This window comes from Bradyrhizobium sp. MI1.4 (genome assembly GCF_055811315.1).
Window position 1 is genome coordinate 288,460 of sequence record NZ_JBVVPP010000004.1, and the last position, 16,700, is coordinate 305,159.

16 protein-coding genes are annotated in these 16,700 nt (G+C 64.4%); 12 read left to right on the forward strand and 4 right to left on the reverse strand.

Annotated features, from left to right (window positions below; all coding sequences use genetic code 11):
- The first annotated feature begins 72 nt into the window (after positions 1 to 72).
- The 4 genes from AC0L23_RS07405 to AC0L23_RS07420 all read left to right on the forward strand — a co-directional run bounded on the left by AC0L23_RS07405 (position 73) and on the right by AC0L23_RS07420 (position 3,732).
- Positions 73 to 936 (forward strand): branched-chain amino acid ABC transporter permease, encoded by an 864-nt coding sequence (locus tag AC0L23_RS07405; protein WP_018459151.1) that lies wholly within the window; start codon positions 73 to 75, stop codon positions 934 to 936.
- A gap of 1 nt (position 937) precedes the next feature.
- Complete coding sequence (locus AC0L23_RS07410; RefSeq protein ID WP_007592084.1) at positions 938 to 1,906, forward strand: branched-chain amino acid ABC transporter permease; 969 nt, start codon at positions 938 to 940, stop codon at positions 1,904 to 1,906.
- A gap of 158 nt (positions 1,907 to 2,064) precedes the next feature.
- Positions 2,065 to 2,709, forward strand: coding sequence for a DUF47 domain-containing protein (locus AC0L23_RS07415; protein ID WP_018459150.1), 645 nt, complete (start codon positions 2,065 to 2,067; stop codon positions 2,707 to 2,709).
- A 15-nt stretch (positions 2,710 to 2,724) separates the two neighbouring features.
- The gene (locus tag AC0L23_RS07420) at positions 2,725 to 3,732 is read left to right on the forward strand and encodes an inorganic phosphate transporter (RefSeq protein ID WP_026233745.1); all 1,008 of its coding nucleotides are present in this window, start codon (positions 2,725 to 2,727) and stop codon (positions 3,730 to 3,732) included.
- Here AC0L23_RS07420 and sugE read toward each other — a convergent pair.
- Positions 3,725 to 4,039: a quaternary ammonium compound efflux SMR transporter SugE gene (gene sugE / locus AC0L23_RS07425; protein WP_018459148.1), complete on the reverse strand. Its 315-nt coding sequence runs from the start codon at positions 4,037 to 4,039 to the stop codon at positions 3,725 to 3,727. The two genes, AC0L23_RS07420 and sugE, sit on opposite strands and share 8 nt — an antisense overlap.
- A 163-nt stretch (positions 4,040 to 4,202) precedes the next feature.
- On the opposite strand from sugE, the gene AC0L23_RS07430 reads away from it, so the two are divergent.
- The 8 genes from AC0L23_RS07430 to AC0L23_RS07465 all read left to right on the forward strand — a co-directional run bounded on the left by AC0L23_RS07430 (position 4,203) and on the right by AC0L23_RS07465 (position 13,027).
- The gene (locus AC0L23_RS07430; RefSeq protein ID WP_085352891.1) at positions 4,203 to 5,822 is read left to right on the forward strand and encodes a peptide chain release factor 3; all 1,620 of its coding nucleotides are present in this window, start codon (positions 4,203 to 4,205) and stop codon (positions 5,820 to 5,822) included.
- 227 nt (positions 5,823 to 6,049) lie between these two features.
- Entirely contained in the window at positions 6,050 to 6,628 is a 579-nt protein-coding gene (locus AC0L23_RS07435) for a hypothetical protein (protein ID WP_085352892.1), read from the forward strand.
- A gap of 71 nt (positions 6,629 to 6,699) precedes the next feature.
- On the forward strand, positions 6,700 to 7,284 hold the full coding sequence (locus AC0L23_RS07440) for an NnrU family protein (RefSeq protein WP_085352893.1): 585 nt from the start codon (positions 6,700 to 6,702) through the stop codon (positions 7,282 to 7,284).
- A gap of 72 nt (positions 7,285 to 7,356) precedes the next feature.
- Positions 7,357 to 8,949, forward strand: a complete 1,593-nt coding sequence (locus AC0L23_RS07445) for a class I adenylate-forming enzyme family protein (protein ID WP_085352894.1) — start codon at positions 7,357 to 7,359, stop codon at positions 8,947 to 8,949.
- A gap of 167 nt (positions 8,950 to 9,116) precedes the next feature.
- A complete protein-coding gene (locus AC0L23_RS07450) occupies positions 9,117 to 9,770 on the forward strand; it encodes a tetratricopeptide repeat protein (protein ID WP_018459142.1) in 654 nt (217 codons plus the stop codon).
- A gap of 26 nt (positions 9,771 to 9,796) precedes the next feature.
- Entirely contained in the window at positions 9,797 to 10,345 is a 549-nt protein-coding gene (locus AC0L23_RS07455; protein ID WP_026233742.1) for a hypothetical protein, read from the forward strand.
- 49 nt (positions 10,346 to 10,394) lie between these two features.
- On the forward strand, positions 10,395 to 11,777 hold the full coding sequence (gene der, locus AC0L23_RS07460; protein WP_018459140.1) for a ribosome biogenesis GTPase Der: 1,383 nt from the start codon (positions 10,395 to 10,397) through the stop codon (positions 11,775 to 11,777).
- Positions 11,774 to 13,027, forward strand: coding sequence for a TCR/Tet family MFS transporter (locus AC0L23_RS07465; RefSeq protein WP_473356805.1), 1,254 nt, complete (start codon positions 11,774 to 11,776; stop codon positions 13,025 to 13,027). The genes der and AC0L23_RS07465 overlap by 4 nt, the downstream gene beginning before the upstream one ends.
- Before the next feature lie 119 nt (positions 13,028 to 13,146).
- On the opposite strand, the gene AC0L23_RS07470 is transcribed toward AC0L23_RS07465, so the two are convergent.
- From AC0L23_RS07470 to AC0L23_RS07480, 3 genes are all read right to left on the reverse strand, one after another.
- Positions 13,147 to 14,373 carry an ABC transporter substrate-binding protein gene (locus AC0L23_RS07470; RefSeq protein WP_085352897.1) on the reverse strand — a complete coding sequence of 409 codons (1,227 nt, stop codon included), beginning with the start codon at positions 14,371 to 14,373 and terminating at the stop codon, positions 13,147 to 13,149.
- Between the two features lie 169 nt (positions 14,374 to 14,542).
- The gene (locus tag AC0L23_RS07475) at positions 14,543 to 15,691 is read right to left on the reverse strand and encodes an NHL repeat-containing protein (protein ID WP_473356806.1); all 1,149 of its coding nucleotides are present in this window, start codon (positions 15,689 to 15,691) and stop codon (positions 14,543 to 14,545) included.
- 78 nt (positions 15,692 to 15,769) lie between these two features.
- Positions 15,770 to 16,510 carry an SDR family NAD(P)-dependent oxidoreductase gene (locus tag AC0L23_RS07480; RefSeq protein ID WP_085352899.1) on the reverse strand — a complete coding sequence of 247 codons (741 nt, stop codon included), beginning with the start codon at positions 16,508 to 16,510 and terminating at the stop codon, positions 15,770 to 15,772.
- Positions 16,511 to 16,700 lie beyond the last annotated feature (190 nt).

Here is a 16,700-nt window from a genome sequence, read left to right on the forward strand (position 1 = left end):
GCTAACCGCCCGCAGGCCATCAGGCCTGCGGGCGACTTTCAGGGAACGCCGAAGGGACCAGGTGCGGGATCGATGCAGGCTCTTTACGCTCAGCTACTGGTAGGACTGATCAACGGCTCGTTCTACGCGCTGCTCAGTCTCGGGCTTGCCGTGATCTTCGGCATGCTCAACATCATCAATTTCGCCCATGGCGCGCTCTACATGATGGGCGCGTTCGTCGCCTACTTCCTGCTGAACCTCGGCGGCATCAACTACTGGTGGGCGTTGCTGCTTGCGCCTGTTATCGTCGGCATCTTCGGCATGATCCTGGAACGGACCATGCTGCAATGGCTGACCGGGCTGGATCATCTCTACGGCCTGCTGCTGACCTTCGGCATTGCGCTAATCGTGCAGGGCGTGTTTCAGAACTACTTCGGCTCCTCCGGCCTGCCTTACGCCATTCCGGACCAGCTCAAGGGCGGCATGAATCTCGGCTTCATGTTCCTGCCGGTCTATCGCGGCTGGGTCGTCATCTTCTCGCTGGTGGTCTGCATCGCGACCTGGTTCCTGATCGAGAAGACGCGGCTCGGCGCCTATTTGCGCGCCGCCACCGAAAACCCGACGCTCGTGCGCGCCTTCGGCGTCAACGTGCCGCGCATGATCACGCTGACCTACGGCCTCGGTGTCGGCCTTGCAGCACTCGCCGGCGTGCTGTCGGCGCCGATCAACCAGGTGCGGCCGTTGATGGGCGCCGACCTCATCATCGTGGTGTTCGCGGTGGTCGTGATCGGCGGCATGGGATCGATCATGGGCTCCATCATCACCGGCTTCGCGCTCGGTGTGATCGAAGGCCTGACCAAATATTTCTACCCCGAGGCCTCCAACACCGTCGTGTTCGTGCTGATGGTGCTGGTGCTCTTGGTGAAGCCAACGGGATTGACGGGAAGGGCGGCCTGATATGACAGCCTTGACGGACGACACGCTGCCGGTAACCCCGCGCGCGATCCGCGACGAGATGATCGTGTTCGTGGTGATGGCGCTGCTGCTGGCTTCGGTGCCATTCACGGGGGTCTACCCGTTCTTCGTGATGCAGGCGCTGTGCTTCGCGCTGCTCGCCTGCGCCTTCAACCTGCTGATCGGCTACGGCGGTTTACTGTCCTTCGGCCATGCGATGTTCCTGGGCACGGCCGGCTATTGCAGCGCGCATGCGCTGAAAGTATGGGCGCTGCCGCCGGAACTCGGCATCCTCGTCGGGGTCGCCGGTGCCTTCGTGCTCTCGCTCATCACGGGCTATATCTCGATCCGCCGCCAGGGCATCTATTTCTCGATGATCACGCTGGCGCTGTCGCAGCTCTTGTACTTCATCTACCTCCAGGCGCCGTTCACCCATGGCGAAGACGGTATCCAGGGCATTCCGCAGGGACGCATGTTCGGCGTCTTCGATCTGACCAAGCCCACCGTGCTCTACTACGTGGTGCTGGTCGGTTTCCTCGCCGGCTTCCTGCTGATCTTCCGCATCATCAACTCGCCGTTCGGCGAAGTCCTCAAGGCGATCCGCGAGAACGAGCCGCGCGCGATCTCGCTGGGTTACCGCACCGATCAGTACAAGTTCCTGGCTTTCGTCCTGTCGGGCACGCTGGCCGGCTTTGCCGGTGCGCTGAAAGTCTTCGTGGCGCAGAATGCCTCGCTCACCGACGTGCACTGGTCGATGTCGGGCGAAGTCGTGCTGATGACGCTGGTCGGCGGACTCGGAACCGTCTTCGGTCCCGTGGTCGGTGCCTTCGTGATCATCGCCATGCAGCAATATCTGGCGGGGTTCGGTCAATGGGTGACCGTGATCCAGGGCTCGATCTTCGTGATCTGCGTGCTCACCTTCCGCCGTGGCGTCATCGGCGAAATCGCGCATTACTTCCGGCGGTCGCTGTAAGTCGTTGATATAATAGAAGATGTGTTGACGCGCGAAAGCGGTGGATGATCCGGCTCCACGGGCGTGAGGTGGCACGCGCGTGGATCGAAAATGGTCTATGACAGTTTCATGACGGCCCGCTTGGGCCAGGCCATCATCCAACCGGTAGTCTCTCTCCCATGATGCGATTGTTTCGCGCTTTCCTGCCGAAGGAAGAACGGTTCTTCGACCTGTTCGACCGCCACGCCCAGACCGTGATCCAGGGCTCGATCGCGCTCCAGAGCATGCTCAACGGGGGCGAGGAGACGCCGGTCTATTGCCAGCGCGTCAACCAGTTCGAGAACGATGCCGACAACATCACCCGTGAGGTGCTGACCGCGGTGCGCCGCACCTTCATCACCCCGTTCGACCGCGGCGACATCAAGAACCTGATCACCTCGATGGACGACGCCATCGACCAGATGCAGCAGACCGCCAAGGCCGTGATGCTGTTCGAGGTCCGCAGCTTCGAGCCGCCGATGCGGGAGATCGGCGGGCTTCTGATCGAATGCGCCAATCTGGTCGGCCGCGCGCTGCCGCTGATGCAGAAGATCGGTCAGAACGTGGCCATGCTGACCGCGATCACGGAAGAGCTTGGCAAGCTGGAAGGCCGCGTCGACGATCTCCATGATATCGGGCTGAAGGAACTGTTCCTCAAGCATCGCGGCGGCAACGCGATGGATTTCATCGTCGGCGCAGAGATCTACGACCATCTCGAGAAAGTCGCCGACCGCTTCGACGACGTCGCGAACGAGATCAACAGCATCGTCATCGAGCAAGTTTAGGGCAGGGGCCACGCCGTGGATGTTGCGTTGGGTCTTCCCGTCCTTGTCGGATTGATCGCCGTCGCGCTGCTGTTCGACTTCCTGAACGGCCTGCACGACGCCGCCAATTCGATCGCGACCATCGTCTCGACCCGCGTGCTGCGGCCGCAATACGCGGTGTTCTGGGCCGCGTTCTTCAACTTCGTCGCCTTCATGGTGTTCGGGCTGCACGTTGCCCAGACTATCGGCACCGGCATCATCGATCCCGCGATCGTGGATGCTCAGGTGATCTTCGCCGCGCTGGTCGGCGCCATCGTCTGGAACCTGGTGACATGGGCGCTCGGCATCCCATCGTCCTCGTCTCATGCATTGATCGGCGGCTTGTTTGGTGCCGGCGTGGCCAAAGCCGGCCTTTCAGCGGCGGTCTGGAGCGGGTTGTCCAAGACGGTGATCGCCATCGTGCTGTCTCCGCTGGTCGGCTTCCTGCTCGCGATGGTGCTGGTCGCGATCGTCTCCTGGGCCTCGGTGCGCTCCACGCCCTTTGCCGTGGATCGCGCCTTCCGCATCCTGCAATTCGCCTCCGCCTCGCTCTATTCGCTCGGCCATGGTGGTAACGACGCTCAGAAGACCATGGGCATCATCGCCGTGCTGCTCTATTCGCAGGGCCAGCTCGGCGGCGAATTCTTCGTACCCTTCTGGGTGGTGCTCTCGTGCCAGGCCGCGATGGCGATGGGGACGCTGATGGGCGGCTGGCGCATCGTCCGCACCATGGGCCTGCGCATCACCAGGCTGACCCCGATGCAGGGCTTTTGCGCCGAGACCGGCGGTGCCGCGACCCTGTTCATGGCGACCTTTCTCGGTGTTCCGGTCTCGACCACCCACACCATCACCGGCGCCATCGTCGGCGTCGGCGCGGCCCGCCGCCTCTCGGCGGTGCGCTGGAACGTCGCCAGCTCGATCGTCTATGCCTGGGTGATCACGATGCCGGCCTCGGCCATCGTCGCCGCGCTGAGCTGGTGGGCGGTCAAGATCTTCGTCAGGTAACCAGCTTCAGTCCGACAATGCCGGCGACGATCAGCCCGATGCTGGCGAGGCGGAACGCGGTGGCCGGCTCGCCGAACAGGACGATGCCGAGCGTCGCGGTGCCGACCGCACCGATGCCGGTCCAGACCGCATAAGCGGTTCCAATCGGCAGCGATTTGAGAGCGAGCCCGAGCAGGATGATGCTGCCGGCCATGGCGCCGAGCGTGAGGATTGACGGAACGAGCCTGGTGAACCCCTCGGTATATTTGAGGCCGATGGCCCAGGAGATCTCCAGCAGACCGGCGACGAACAGGATGCTCCAGGCCATGACGACCCTCCATTCAAGGCAGGGTCGTCCCCGCGACTGGTGTGCTGATAGCAAGGGAAGGCCGTCCCTCCCAACCCAAGCCCGATATGGGGCTGGCCGGAAGCCTCCGCAATCACCAGATCAGGCTTGATCAGGCTCATTTTCCCTGCCAAACGCTGCCGCAATGTCCGACATCGCCACCACAGCCGAATCGACGGCCCGTTCCTCGCTTGCCGCTGAAGTGTCGCGGCGGCGTACCTTTGCGATCATCTCGCATCCGGACGCCGGCAAGACCACGCTGACCGAAAAGCTGCTGCTGTTCGGTGGCGCCATCAATCTGGCCGGCCAGGTCAAGGCCAAGGGCGAGCGGCGCAACACGCGTTCGGACTGGATGAAGATCGAGCGCGAGCGCGGCATCTCGGTCGTGACCTCGGTCATGACCTTCGAGTTCGAGGGCCTCGTGTTCAACCTGCTGGACACGCCGGGCCACGAGGACTTTTCGGAAGACACCTATCGCACGCTCACGGCGGTCGATTCCGCCGTCATGGTGATCGACGCCGCCAAGGGCATCGAGGCGCGCACCCGAAAGCTGTTCGAGGTGTGTCGTCTTCGGGATATCCCGATCATCACCTTCATCAACAAGATGGACCGCGAGAGCCGCGACGTCTTCGAGCTTCTCGACGAGATCGAGAAGACGCTGGCGCTCGATACCACGCCGATGACCTGGCCTGTCGGCCGCGGCCGCGAGTTCCTCGGCACCTATGACGTCGTCAATGGCGGCGTGCGCCTGCTCGAAGGCGGTGGCGCCAAAACTGGCGCGGCGCAGCAGATCGAGATCGCCGAGCTCGCCAAGCTCAATGCCAATCTCGACGTGTCGGCGGTCAAGGACGAGCTCGAACTCGTCACCGCGGCTTCAAAACCGTTCGAGCTCGAAGCGTTTCGCGAGGGTCATCTGACGCCGGTTTATTTCGGCAGCGCGCTGCGCAATTTCGGCGTCGGTGACCTGCTGCAAGGACTCGGCAAGTTCGCGCCCGAGCCACGCGCGCAGGAGAGCGACCAGCGCAAGGTCGAAGCCACCGACCCGCGCATGAGCGCCTTCGTGTTCAAGATCCAGGCCAACATGGATCCCAACCACCGCGACCGCATCGCTTTCGCCCGCCTCTGCTCCGGAAAGCTGAGCCGCGGCATGAAGGCGAAGCTCGTGCGCACCGGCAAGAGCATGCCGCTGTCCAGCCCGCAATTCTTCTTCGCGCAGGACCGTTCGGTTGCGGACGAGGCCTATGCCGGCGACGTCGTCGGCATTCCCAATCACGGCACGCTGCGCATCGGCGATACGCTGACCGACGGTGAGGATTTCAACTTCGTCGGCGTGCCGAGCTTTGCGCCCGAAATCGTCCGCCGCGTGCGTCTCACCGATGCGATGAAAGCGAAGAAGTTGAAGGAAGCGCTTCAGCAGATGTCGGAAGAGGGCGTGGTGCAGGTGTTCCGCCCGCGCGACGGCGCACCGGCGTTGGTCGGAGTCGTTGGCGCACTCCAGCTCGACGTGCTCAAGGCCCGGCTGGATGCGGAATATTCGCTCCCAGTCGAATTCGAGGTCAGCGAGTTCCAGCTCGCGCGCTGGGTCTCGTCGGACGACCGCAAGAAGCTCGATACCTTCATCGCTGCCAACACCTCCAGCATCGCCGACGATGTCGACGGCGATCCCGTCTATCTGGCGCGGAACGAGTTCTATCTCGGCTACACAAGGGAACGGGCGGAGGGCATCGAGTTCACCAACGTCAAGGACGTCAAGAAGAAGGGCTAGGGTGGGGCTCCGTCCGCTCCTCACCCTCCGCTGTCATGCCCCGGCTTGACCGGGGCATCCAGTACGCCGCGGCCTCTCGGCTCAACAACGATCGCCTCTGGAATACTGGGTCGTCCGATCAAGCCGGACGACGACACCGTGGGTAAACGCGAGCACGTGAACGCGAATGGCTTGAAGCCGCTTCAAGTCCTACCAATTTGAATGTGGTCGCCCGTTTGGTGCTCCCGATGTTGCGCGCAATCCTCGTGCTGTTCCTGACCGTCTTTGCCGTGATCGCCGCCGATGCGCGGCCGCGACAAATCAACCCAATTCCGTTTTCGCACGAGCCGTGCAGCGTCCTCGATGGCCGGCCCTGCACGCCGTCCTATTGCAGCCCGCTCGAGCCTGGCCCCTGCATTCCCGAGATCGACTATCCCTACGGCCAGAACCTCCAGCTCACGATCCAAAGCGTGCCGGCGGAGGCGGATCGCGCCAAATACCAAAAGCCGGATCACGATCTCGATACGATTGGCGATCTCTTCGCCGAGCTGCGCAGCTGCTGGTCGCCGCCATCGGACAATGCGCGCGCGGGCATGCAGATCGCCGTGCGCTTCAGCTTCAACAAATCGGGCGGCCTGATCGGCCCGCCGCGCCTGACCTTTGCGACCGCAGGCGTGCCCGCCGAGACGAGAACTACCTATCTTAATGCAATCAATTCATCGTTGAACGCCTGCCTGCCGCTGAAGTTCACCGGCGGTTTTGGCGGTGCCATCGCCGGGCGGCCGATCGCGATCCGGTATGTCGACAATCGCGAGATCGGCAAGTAGCGCATCAGTTGCGACCCGCGGCCAATCGATGATACGCCATGGGCTGGGGCGCTGGTTGAGGGGAGAATCTCGTGGGTCTGCTGGTTATGATCCTGGGGCTTGCGCTGTTTTTTGCGGCGCATGTGCTCACGACGAAACGCGAGGCGCGCGCGCAGGCCATCGCGAGAGTGGGCGAGGGGACCTACAAGATCCTCTATTCGCTTGCCTCGCTCGCGGGGCTCGCACTGATCATCTGGGGCTTCGCCCACTACCGCGCGACCGGCTGGATCGACGTCTGGTATCCACCGAAGGCGCTGAAGCACATCACGCTCGCGCTGATGCTGCCCGCGGTCATCCTGGTGGTTGCGTCCTATCTGCGCGGCCGCATCTATGCGACGCTGAAGCATCCGATGCTGGCCGGCATCAAGCTGTGGGCGGCGGCGCATCTTCTGGCCAATGGCGATCTCGGCTCCATCATCCTGTTCGGGTCCTTTCTGGGCTGGGCGGTGTATGACCGCATCACGCTGAAGCGTCGCACCGATGGCGGCGGTCCGCCGATTCCGGTCGGCGGCGTCACCAACGATCTGATCGCGGTCGTGGTTGGAATCGTCGCTTATCTGGCGCTGGCTTTTGCGTTCCATCCCGTCGTCATCGGCGTTCCCGTGATGGGCGGCTAGCCGATCAGCACAAGACAGGACCGCATGCCCGTGCGCGGAAGGTAACGAAAGTAACAAGCCGAGGGCAATCCGATGGACTGGTCGCATTCTCAGATCCCGCCAATGCGGTTCGAGGCGCGCTTCGGCGATCGGGTGGTACCGGCATTTTGCGATCGGCCGTCGAGCCTGTGGGCGATGATTGCGGACGCCTGCGCCCGCAATCCCGACGGCGAAGCGCTGATCTCAGGCGATGTCCGGCTGAGCTGGCGGCAGGCCGTTGAGCAGGGTGCGCGGATCGCGGCGGGATTTCGCAAGCTCGGATTGCAGCGCGGCGATCGTGTCGCGATCCTGCTCGGCAACCGCGTCGAATTCCCGCTGCTGCTGTTTGCTGCCGCGCATGAGGGGCTTGTCACGGTGCTGCTCAGCACGCGGCAGCAGAAGCCGGAAATCGCCTATGTGCTCGCCGACTGCGGCGCCAAGATCCTGATCCACGAGGCGGCACTTGCGGAGCGGCTGCCGGACGCACTGGACGTGCCCGATGTGATCGACCGCATCGCCATCGACCACGATCCGGCTCTGTCGGATTTCGCGGTGCTCGTCGACAACGCCCCGGCCGCGGCGCCGGTCGAGACGAGCGAGGAGGACACCGCGATGATCCTCTACACCTCGGGCACGACAGGCAAGCCCAAGGGCGCGATGCTGGCCCATTGCAACATCGTCCATTCCTCGATGATCCTCATGTCCTGCCTGCAATTGACGGCGGCCGACCGTTCGATCGCGGCAGTGCCGCTCGGCCATGTCACCGGCGTGGTCGCCAACATCACGACGATGATCTGCTGCGGTGGCGCGTTGATCATCATGCCGGAGTTCAAAGCCGGCGAATATCTCAAGCTCGCCGCGCGCGAGCGCGTCACCTACACGGTGATGGTGCCGGCGATGTACAATCTGTGCCTGCTCCAGCCCGATATCGAGAGCTACGATCTGTCGAACTGGCGCATCGGCGGCTTTGGCGGCGCACCGATGCCGGTTGCCACCATCGAGAAGCTCAAGGCGATCATTCCCGGCCTCGCGCTGGCGAATTGCTACGGTGCGACCGAGACCACGTCGCCGTCCACGATCATGCCGGGCGAGTTGACGGAAAGCCATATCGACAGCGTCGGCCTGCCGTGTCCGGGTGCGCGCATCCTGGCGATGGACGCGGACGGGCGTGAGCTGCCGCCTGGGGAAATCGGCGAGCTCTGGATCCAGAGTGCGTCCGTCATCAAGGGCTACTGGAACAATCCCAAAGCCACGGCCGAAAGCTTCACCAGCGGGTTCTGGCATTCCGGCGATCTCGGCTCGGTCGACGCGGAGGGATTTGTCCGGGTGTTCGACCGGCAGAAGGACATGATCAATCGGGGTGGCCTCAAGATCTATTCGGCCGAGGTCGAATCGGTGCTGGCCGGCCATCCCGCCGTGGTCGAGAGCGCGATTGTCGCCAAGGCCTGTCCGGTGCTGGGCGAACGCGTCCACGCCGTGGTGGTGGCGCGTGCGCCGGTGGACAGCGAGGCCTTGCGCGCCTGGTGCGCGGAACGGCTGTCCGACTACAAGGTCCCGGAGACCATGGTGATCACCGCGGAGCCGCTGCCGCGCAATGCCAATGGCAAGGTGCTGAAGCGACAGCTGCGGGAGCTGTTGGGAAATTGACCCGGGGAGGCGGTCTCTCGGGCTGTCCCGGGTGGTTAACGCCTTGATCGGGCTCGCTTTGCCTTGCCACCGCCATATCGTTAGGGTACCCCGCCGCCACGTGGGGACGGGATTCCTGACGCGAACGCTTTGGCGCGCGCACCCGGACGGGCATGGGATTAGCATAAGTGTCTGAATTATTTGACGAAGTCGACGAGGAAGTACGTCGCGAACAGCTCAAGAAGCTGTGGGATAAATATTCGATCGTCTTTATCGCACTGATGGTGCTGATCGTCGCCGCCGTGGGTGGCTGGCGCGGTTACCAATATCTTGAAGCCAAGAAGGCTGCCGAGGCCGGTGCTGCCTTCGAGAAGGCCGCTGAGCTGTCCGAGCAGGACAAGCATGCGGAGGCCGAGGCGGCCTTCACCGAGCTCGCTGCCAAGGCTCCATCGGGCTATCGCACCCTGGCGCGGCTGCGTGCTGCGGCCGAGGCGGCGGCCCGCGATCCCAAGGCAGGCGCCAAGCTGTATGACGACATCGCCGCCGACCGCAGTGTAGGCGGCGAGTGGCAGGATCTGGCAAAGATCCGCGCCGCCGGTCTCCTGCTCGACAGCGCCGGCTATGCGGACATGCAGCAGCGGCTGGAAGCCTCGACCGCACCCAAATCGACCTTCCGTCACACCGCCCGCGAGATGCTGGCGCTGTCGGCCTGGCGCAACAACGATGTGACTGCGGCCCGCAAATGGCTCGACGCGATTGCCGAGGACGGCGAAACGCCGCCCGGCCTGCGCTCACGCGCCGAGGCGCTGCAGGCCCTGCTGCCGCCCGTAGCGAAGAGCTGAGCCGAGAGCTGAGACGAGATACCGACATGCGCCGCACGCCACGCTTGATCGCAACCGCCGTCCTGATCGCCTTCACGGGCGTGCTGGGCGGTTGCTCCAGCTTCGATCCGAGCGACATGCTCGACTTCCTCGACACCAAGAAGAAGCTGCCGGGCGACCGCAAGCCGGTGTTCCCGGAAGGCGTGCCCGGCCTCGAGCAAGGCGTTCCGAAGGATATGTACAAGGGCGCCCAGCAACAGCCCGATCCGAACGGACCCGCCGTTGCGGCTCTGCCCACCGAGCCTGCGCCCGAGCCGAAGCCGGCGAAGGGTGCCAAGGCGAAAAAGACCAGGCAGCCGGCCACCGCAGCCGTCGCGCCGGCTGAGGCGCCCGCCGGCGAAGTCGACGGCGAGGCCCAGCCCGAGGCCGCGCCGCCCGCGGCCACGCCGCCGCCCAGGCAGAAGATCGTGCGCAAGCGCACCACCGCGCCGCCGCCCGATCAATCCGTCCAGCAGGCGCAACCGACCCAGACCACCCAGCAGCAAACGCAGGGCGCCTTCCCGGCGCCCATGCCGAGCGGCAGCTTCTCGCGCTGATTTTTTCATTTCATTGACAGGCGCGGCTCCGGCAGCGCACGAATGACCCATGTCCTTTAAGATTGCCATTATCGGCCGACCCAATGTCGGCAAGTCGACGCTGTTCAACCGTCTGGTCGGGCAGAAGCTCGCGCTTGTCGATGACCTCCCCGGCGTCACCCGCGACCGCCGCGAGGGCGAGGCCAGGCTCGGCGATCTCGACTTCACGATCATCGACACCGCCGGCCTCGATGAGGGTGCCAAGGGCTCGCTGACCGCCCGCATGCAGGAGCAGACGGAGGCCGCGATCGCACAGGCCGACGCGCTGTTCTTCGTGATTGATGCCCGCATGGGCCTCACGCCCAACGATCGCGCCTTCGCCGATTTCGCCCGCAAGGCCAACAAGCCGGTGATGCTCGTCGCGAACAAGAGCGAAGGCAAGCACGGCGATGCCGGCGCGATGGAGGCTTTCGCGCTCGGCCTCGGCGATCCCATCCAGATCTCGGCCGAGCATGGCGAGGGCCTGGGTGAGCTCTATGACGCCTTGAGAGAGCTGATGCCGGAGCCCGTCGAGGAGGATGAGGTCGAGGACGACGAGCCGCTGACGGAGGAAGAGGCGGCCACGCGTCCGATCCGGGTCGCGATCGTCGGCCGGCCCAACGCCGGCAAGTCGACGATGATCAATCATCTGCTCGGCGAGGAGCGCCTGCTGACGAGCCCGGAGGCGGGTACCACGCGCGATTCCATCGCGGTCGAGATCAACTGGAAGGGGCGCGAGTTTCGGGTGTTCGACACCGCAGGTCTGCGCCGGCGCTCGCGGATCGAGGAGAAGCTCGAGAAGCTCTCGGTCGCCGACGCACTGCGCGCGGTGCGCTTTGCCGAAGTCGTCGTGATGATGATGGATGCGCAGAACCGCTTCGAGGAGCAGGATCTTCGCATTGCCGACCTGATCGAGCGCGAGGGTCGGGCCGTCGTGCTCGCCGTCAACAAATGGGACCTGATGGAAAGCAAGGGCGGCGGCGCGATCTCGAACCTGCGCCGCGATGCCGATCACTTGCTGCCGCAGATCAAGGGCGTGCCGATCGTCGCCGTCTCCGGCTTGATGGGCGAGGGCATCGATCGATTGATGCAGGCGATCCAGGATGCCTATGCGCTTTGGAACAGGCGTGTGTCGACCGCGGCGCTGAACCGCTGGTTCGAGGAGGCGGTCCAAGCCAATCCGCCGCCGGCCGTGTCCGGACGACGACTCAAGCTGAACTACATCACGCAGACCAAGGCCCGCCCGCCAAGCTTCGTGTTGTTCTGCTCGCGTGCGGACGCGGTACCGCAGTCGTATCTGCGATATCTCACCAATTCGCTGCGTGAGGCCTTCGAGCTGCCCGGCACGCCGGTGCGTATCACCTTGCGCGAGAAGGCCAATCCGTTCGCCCACAAGCGCAAGCGGCCGTCGTGAGCAACGACGCCGGCGAGGCGATGGCGCAGGGCGCAGCGCCAGTCCGGCGCGGTGCGGTCGCCTTCATCTTCGTCACCATCCTGCTCGATATGCTCGCGCTCGGCGTGATCATGCCGATCCTGCCAAAACTGATCGAGAGCTTCGTCGACAAGGACACGGCCCATGCGGCCCGCATCTTCGGCCTGTTCGGCACCGCATGGGCGCTGATGCAGTTCGTATTCTCGCCGGTGCTCGGCGCGCTGTCGGACCGCTTCGGGCGGCGGCCGGTGGTGCTGCTGTCGAATTTCGGGCTCGCGGCCGATTACGTGCTGATGGCGCTGGCGCCGTCGCTGGTCTGGCTGTTCGTCGGCCGCGTCATCTCGGGCATCACCTCGGCCAGCATCTCGACCGCCTTTGCCTATATCGCCGACATCGCGCCGCCGGAGCGGCGCGCAGCGGTGTTCGGCAGGATTGGCGCTGCATTCGGCGCCGGCTTCGTGCTGGGCCCGGCGCTGGGCGGCCTGCTCGGCGATATCGATCCGCGCCTGCCGTTCTGGGCCTCGGCGGCCTTGAGCTTCGCCAATGCGCTCTATGGGCTCTTCGTCCTGCCGGAATCGTTGGCGCCGGACAAGCGCGCGCCGTTCCGCTGGAGGAGCGCCAATCCGCTCGGAGCGCTCCGCCTGCTGCGTTCCAACGCGGTGCTCGCCGCGCTGTCCGTCGTCAATTTCATCGCGCAGGTCGCGCATGTCGTGTTGCCCTCGACCTTCGTGCTCTACGCCACTTATCGCTACGGCTGGGATTCGAAAACCGTGGGGCTGACGCTGGCGATGGTCGGCATCTGCGCGATGGTGGTGCAGGGGCTCGCGATCGGCCCGATCGTGCGTGTGCTCGGCGAGCGCAACGCGTTGTTGCTGGGCCTGTGCTGTGGCGCGATCGGCTTCGTGATCTTCGGCGCGGCGCCGACCGGACCGCTGTTCTGGATCGGCATTCCCGTGATGTCGCTTTGGGGCATTTCGGGCGCCGCCATGCAATCGCTGATGACGCGGCTGGTCGCGCCCGATCAGCAGGGCCAGTTGCAGGGCGCGACCGCGAGCGTGCAGAGCGTGTCGCAGCTCGTCGGCCCGTTCCTGTTCACGCTGACCTTTTCATATTTCATCGGCGCCAGCGCGCCGTGGCAGCTGCCCGGCGCGCCGTTCCTGCTCGCGGCGGTGCTGATGGTGGTGTGCGTGGCGATCGCGGTACGGGCGCTGGCTGTCGCCAAGGGGACTTGAAGAGGGCCGTCATGGCCGGGCTTGTCCCGGCCATCCACGTTCTTCGTCCGGTCCAGAACGTAGATGCCCGGGACAAGCCCGGGCATGACGTCGTGGAGGCAGTTGCGCAAGCTACGCCCTTACTTCTTCACCAGCGGGCACTCGCTGTCCTTGAGCGGCTTGGCGGCGTCTTCCGCCGCGATCGTGGCGATCTGCTTGTAGTAATCCCACGGTCCCTTCGATTCTTCGGGCTTCTTCACCTCGAACAGATAGGCCGGGATGAGACGACGCCCGTCCTCGCGCAGCGGGCCCTTGCCGAACAGCGGATCGTCGGTCGGAAGCTCCTTCATCTTGGCGACGACCTTGGCGCCGTCATGCGGATTGCTGCCGAGCGCGTCCATCGCCTTGAGATAATGCAGCACCATCGCGTAATTGCCGGCCTGCGTCATGGAGGGCATCGCATTCTTGTTGGCCAGCGCCGAGAATCGCTTCGACCAGGCGCGGGTCTGCTCGTTCATGTCCCAGTAGAAAGATTCCGTGAAGGTCAGGCCCTGGGCGGTCTTCAGACCTAGTGAATGCACGTCGTTGATGAACAGCAGCAGCGCCGCGAGCTTCTGCCCGCCCTGCACAATGCCGAACTCGGCGGCCTGCTTGATCGAGTTCGTGGTGTCGCCGCCGGCATTGGCAAGGCCCACCACCTTGGCCTTGGACGATTGCGCCTGCAGCAGGAAGGACGAGAAGTCCGCGGTATTGATCGGATGCTTGACGCTGCCGAGCACCTTGCCGCCGTTCGCAGTCACGACCGCGGTGGTGTCGCGTTCGAGCGCATGGCCGAAGGCATAATCTGCGGTCAGGAAAAACCAGCTGTCGCCGCCGGCCTTGGTCAGCGCCTTGCCGGTGCCGTTGGCCAACATGTAGGTGTCGTAGGTATAGGAGACCGTGTTCGGCGTGCAGGCCTTGCCGGTCAGGTCGGCGGAGGCCGCGCCGGAATTGAGCAGCACCGAGTTCTTTTCCTTGACCAGGTTGCTGACCGCCAGGGCGACACCGGAATTCGGCGTGTCCGCGATCGCGTCGACCTTGTCGTTGTCGATCCATTGCCGGGCAATGTTGACGCCGACGTCCGGCTTGTTCTGATGGTCGCCGCTGATGACGTCGATCTTCCAGCCCTTCTTGAGCAGGCCGGAATCCTCGACCGCCATCTTGATCGCGACCACGGAGTTAGGGCCGCCGATGTCGGCATAGAGGCTCGACATGTCGTTGAGCACGCCGATCTTGACAGTCTTGTCCTGAGCGAAGGCGGATGTGGCAAAACCGAAGGCGGCACAGGCCAGAAGGGCCGCAGAGCGGCGCGCGAACGTCGTCGTCATAAAAGGTTTCCTCCATTGTCAAACATGCGGACGGCTCTCTTGAACGGAGCCTTGTTCCGGCTGATGGCTCTACCGTGTCCCACGGCCGGCGGCAATGCGCCTAAAGCCGGATGACGCTGCGTCGCAGCGTCATCCCTCCGTTAACTTTTGGGCAAAATGCGTCGAGAGGCTATTTCAGCGCGTCCGATGTCAGCTTGAATTTCTGGATCCGCTTTCCGGTGTCGACCTCGGCGGTATAGACGTTACCCTTGGCGTCGATCGCCATGGCATGCACCCAGTGGAATTGTCCGGCATTGCGGCCATTGTGCCCGAAGCTGCCGACCACGCTGCCGTCCTCGCGCCTGATCACCCTGATCTCGTTGTTCTCACCGTCGGCGCTGAGCAGCCAGGTCTGCTTCGGATCGGGCCAGATCGCGATGTCCCACACCGCGCCGTTGCCGAGCGTGTTCTTCTCGAAGAAGAACTCCTTCACGAAGGTGCCGTCCGTCTTGAAGACCTGGATGCGGTTGTTGATGCGGTCGCAGACGTAGACAAGCCCGTCATTGGCGAGCTTCACGCAGTGGACCGGATTGCCGAATTGCTGCGCAACCGGCGCCTTGGGATCGTAAGGAGCCTGCTTGGTATCGTCGGGCTTGTTGCCGTAGGCGCCCCAGTGCCGCTTGTAGGCGAGCGTGGTCGCGTCGAACACGATGACGCGGCGATTGCCGTAGCCGTCGGCGACGTAGATTTCGTTGGCGGCCTTGTCGATCGCGGTCTCGGCGGGCTTGCCGAGCTGGGTCGTGTCGTTGCTGCCGAGGCTCGGCGCGATCTTGCCGATCTGCGCGACGAACTTGCCGTCGAGCGTGAATTTCAGGATCGCGTTGTCATTGTCGGCATTGCCGCCGACCCAGACGAAGCCGCGCTCGTCGACTTCGATGCCGTGCTCGCGGCCAACCCATTCATAGCCTTCGCCCGCGCCGCCCCACGATCGCAGCAGATTGCCATCCGTGTCGAATTCGAGCACGGGCGGCGCCGAGACGCAGCATTTCGAGCGCGGCGGAGTGAGGCTCGCGCCTTTCTCGTCGTCGGTGAGCGAGCGGGGACGATGGATCACCCAGATGTGGCCCTGCCAGTCGACGGTAATGCCGCCGACCTGGCCGAGGATCCAGTTGTTCGGCAACGGCTTTGGCCAGGAAGCATCGACCGCGAAGGTCGGGACATCGCCGGCGGTCGCCGCGCCCGGAAGCGCAAACGCGACGGCCACGATCAGAACGGAGAGGACGCGACAGACATTTGCGAGCGCACGCTTAAAGCCTGCGCGATTCCGCCATGGCGCCATGGCAACCTCCCTTTATTGGCTTGCGGCTTGCTGCCGCTTGAGCGCGGGCAGTCAATCGCGGGGAGGCCGTCAAGTCAATCAGGCCGGCGAGCGGAAGCTCATCAGGCTGCGGGTCTTGTAGTCGTAGAACTTGCCGGTCTCGGTCCAATCAGGCGCGCACATCGGCACGATGAATTCGGCGACCTGCTCGGCTGTATCGAGCGTCGTTGGGTCTTCGCCCGGCATCAGCGTCGCGCGCATCCGGGTGCGGACGGGGCCCGGATTGAACAGATTGACGCGCAGCTTGGTGTTCGCGGTCTCCTGCGCCCAGGCGCGCGCCAGCGTTTCCAGCGCCGCCTTGGAGGCGGCGTAGGGGCTGACATAGCCGGTCGCCTTGTTGGCCGCGCCGGAAGTGACGAACACCGCGCGGCCGGCGTCCGACTGCTTGAGCAGCGGCTCCATGCAGCGGATCAACTGGAAATTCGCGGAGACATTGACCGCCATCACGTCGGTGAAGGCCTTCAGCTCGATATGGCCGATCGGCGAGGAGGGGCCGAGCACGCCGGCATTGCCGACCAGGATGTCGAGCTTGCCGTAGCGTTCGTGCAGGCCGGCGCCGAGCCGCGCGATGCCGTCGGAATCGGTGAGGTTGAGCGGCACCAGCGTGGCGCTGCCGCCGTCCTTGCGGATCTCGTCGTCGAGCTCTTCCAGCCCGCCCTGCGTGCGCGCGACCGCAACGATATGCGCGCCGGCCCTGGCCAGCGCTTTTGCCGTGGCGAAGCCGATGCCGCGCGAGGCGCCGGTGACGAGAGCGATGCGGTTGGCGAGGGGATTTGTCATTGAAAGGTTCTATCCAGCGTCGTCCTGGCGAAAGCCAGGACCCATACGCCGTGACGTTTATGGCTAGGGAAGATGATTGTCACACCTTCTTCGAACCAGAAAGGCCTGTGGTAATGGGTCCTGGCTTTCGCCAGGACGACGAGCCTAGCTCGCCTCCGCAAGCAGCGACAATTGCCGCGGCTGCTGCTCG

Bases quoted from the DNA above. Each gene is read 5' to 3' on its own strand.
- AC0L23_RS07405 (WP_018459151.1), top strand. From the start codon at position 73: ATGCAGGCTCTTTACGCTCAGCTACTGGTAGGACTGATCAACGGCTCG.
- AC0L23_RS07410 (WP_007592084.1), top strand. From the start codon at position 938: ATGACAGCCTTGACGGACGACACGCTGCCGGTAACCCCGCGCGCGATC.
- AC0L23_RS07415 (WP_018459150.1), top strand. From the start codon at position 2,065: ATGATGCGATTGTTTCGCGCTTTCCTGCCGAAGGAAGAACGGTTCTTC.
- sugE (WP_018459148.1), bottom strand. From the start codon at position 4,039: ATGGCCTGGAGCATCCTGTTCGTCGCCGGTCTGCTGGAGATCTCCTGG.
- AC0L23_RS07430 (WP_085352891.1), top strand. From the start codon at position 4,203: ATGTCCGACATCGCCACCACAGCCGAATCGACGGCCCGTTCCTCGCTT.
- AC0L23_RS07435 (WP_085352892.1), top strand. From the start codon at position 6,050: ATGTTGCGCGCAATCCTCGTGCTGTTCCTGACCGTCTTTGCCGTGATC.
- AC0L23_RS07445 (WP_085352894.1), top strand. From the start codon at position 7,357: ATGGACTGGTCGCATTCTCAGATCCCGCCAATGCGGTTCGAGGCGCGC.
- AC0L23_RS07455 (WP_026233742.1), top strand. From the start codon at position 9,797: ATGCGCCGCACGCCACGCTTGATCGCAACCGCCGTCCTGATCGCCTTC.
- der (WP_018459140.1), top strand. From the start codon at position 10,395: ATGTCCTTTAAGATTGCCATTATCGGCCGACCCAATGTCGGCAAGTCG.
- AC0L23_RS07470 (WP_085352897.1), bottom strand. From the start codon at position 14,373: ATGACGACGACGTTCGCGCGCCGCTCTGCGGCCCTTCTGGCCTGTGCC.
- AC0L23_RS07475 (WP_473356806.1), bottom strand. From the start codon at position 15,691: ATGGCGCCATGGCGGAATCGCGCAGGCTTTAAGCGTGCGCTCGCAAAT.
- AC0L23_RS07480 (WP_085352899.1), bottom strand. From the start codon at position 16,510: ATGACAAATCCCCTCGCCAACCGCATCGCTCTCGTCACCGGCGCCTCG.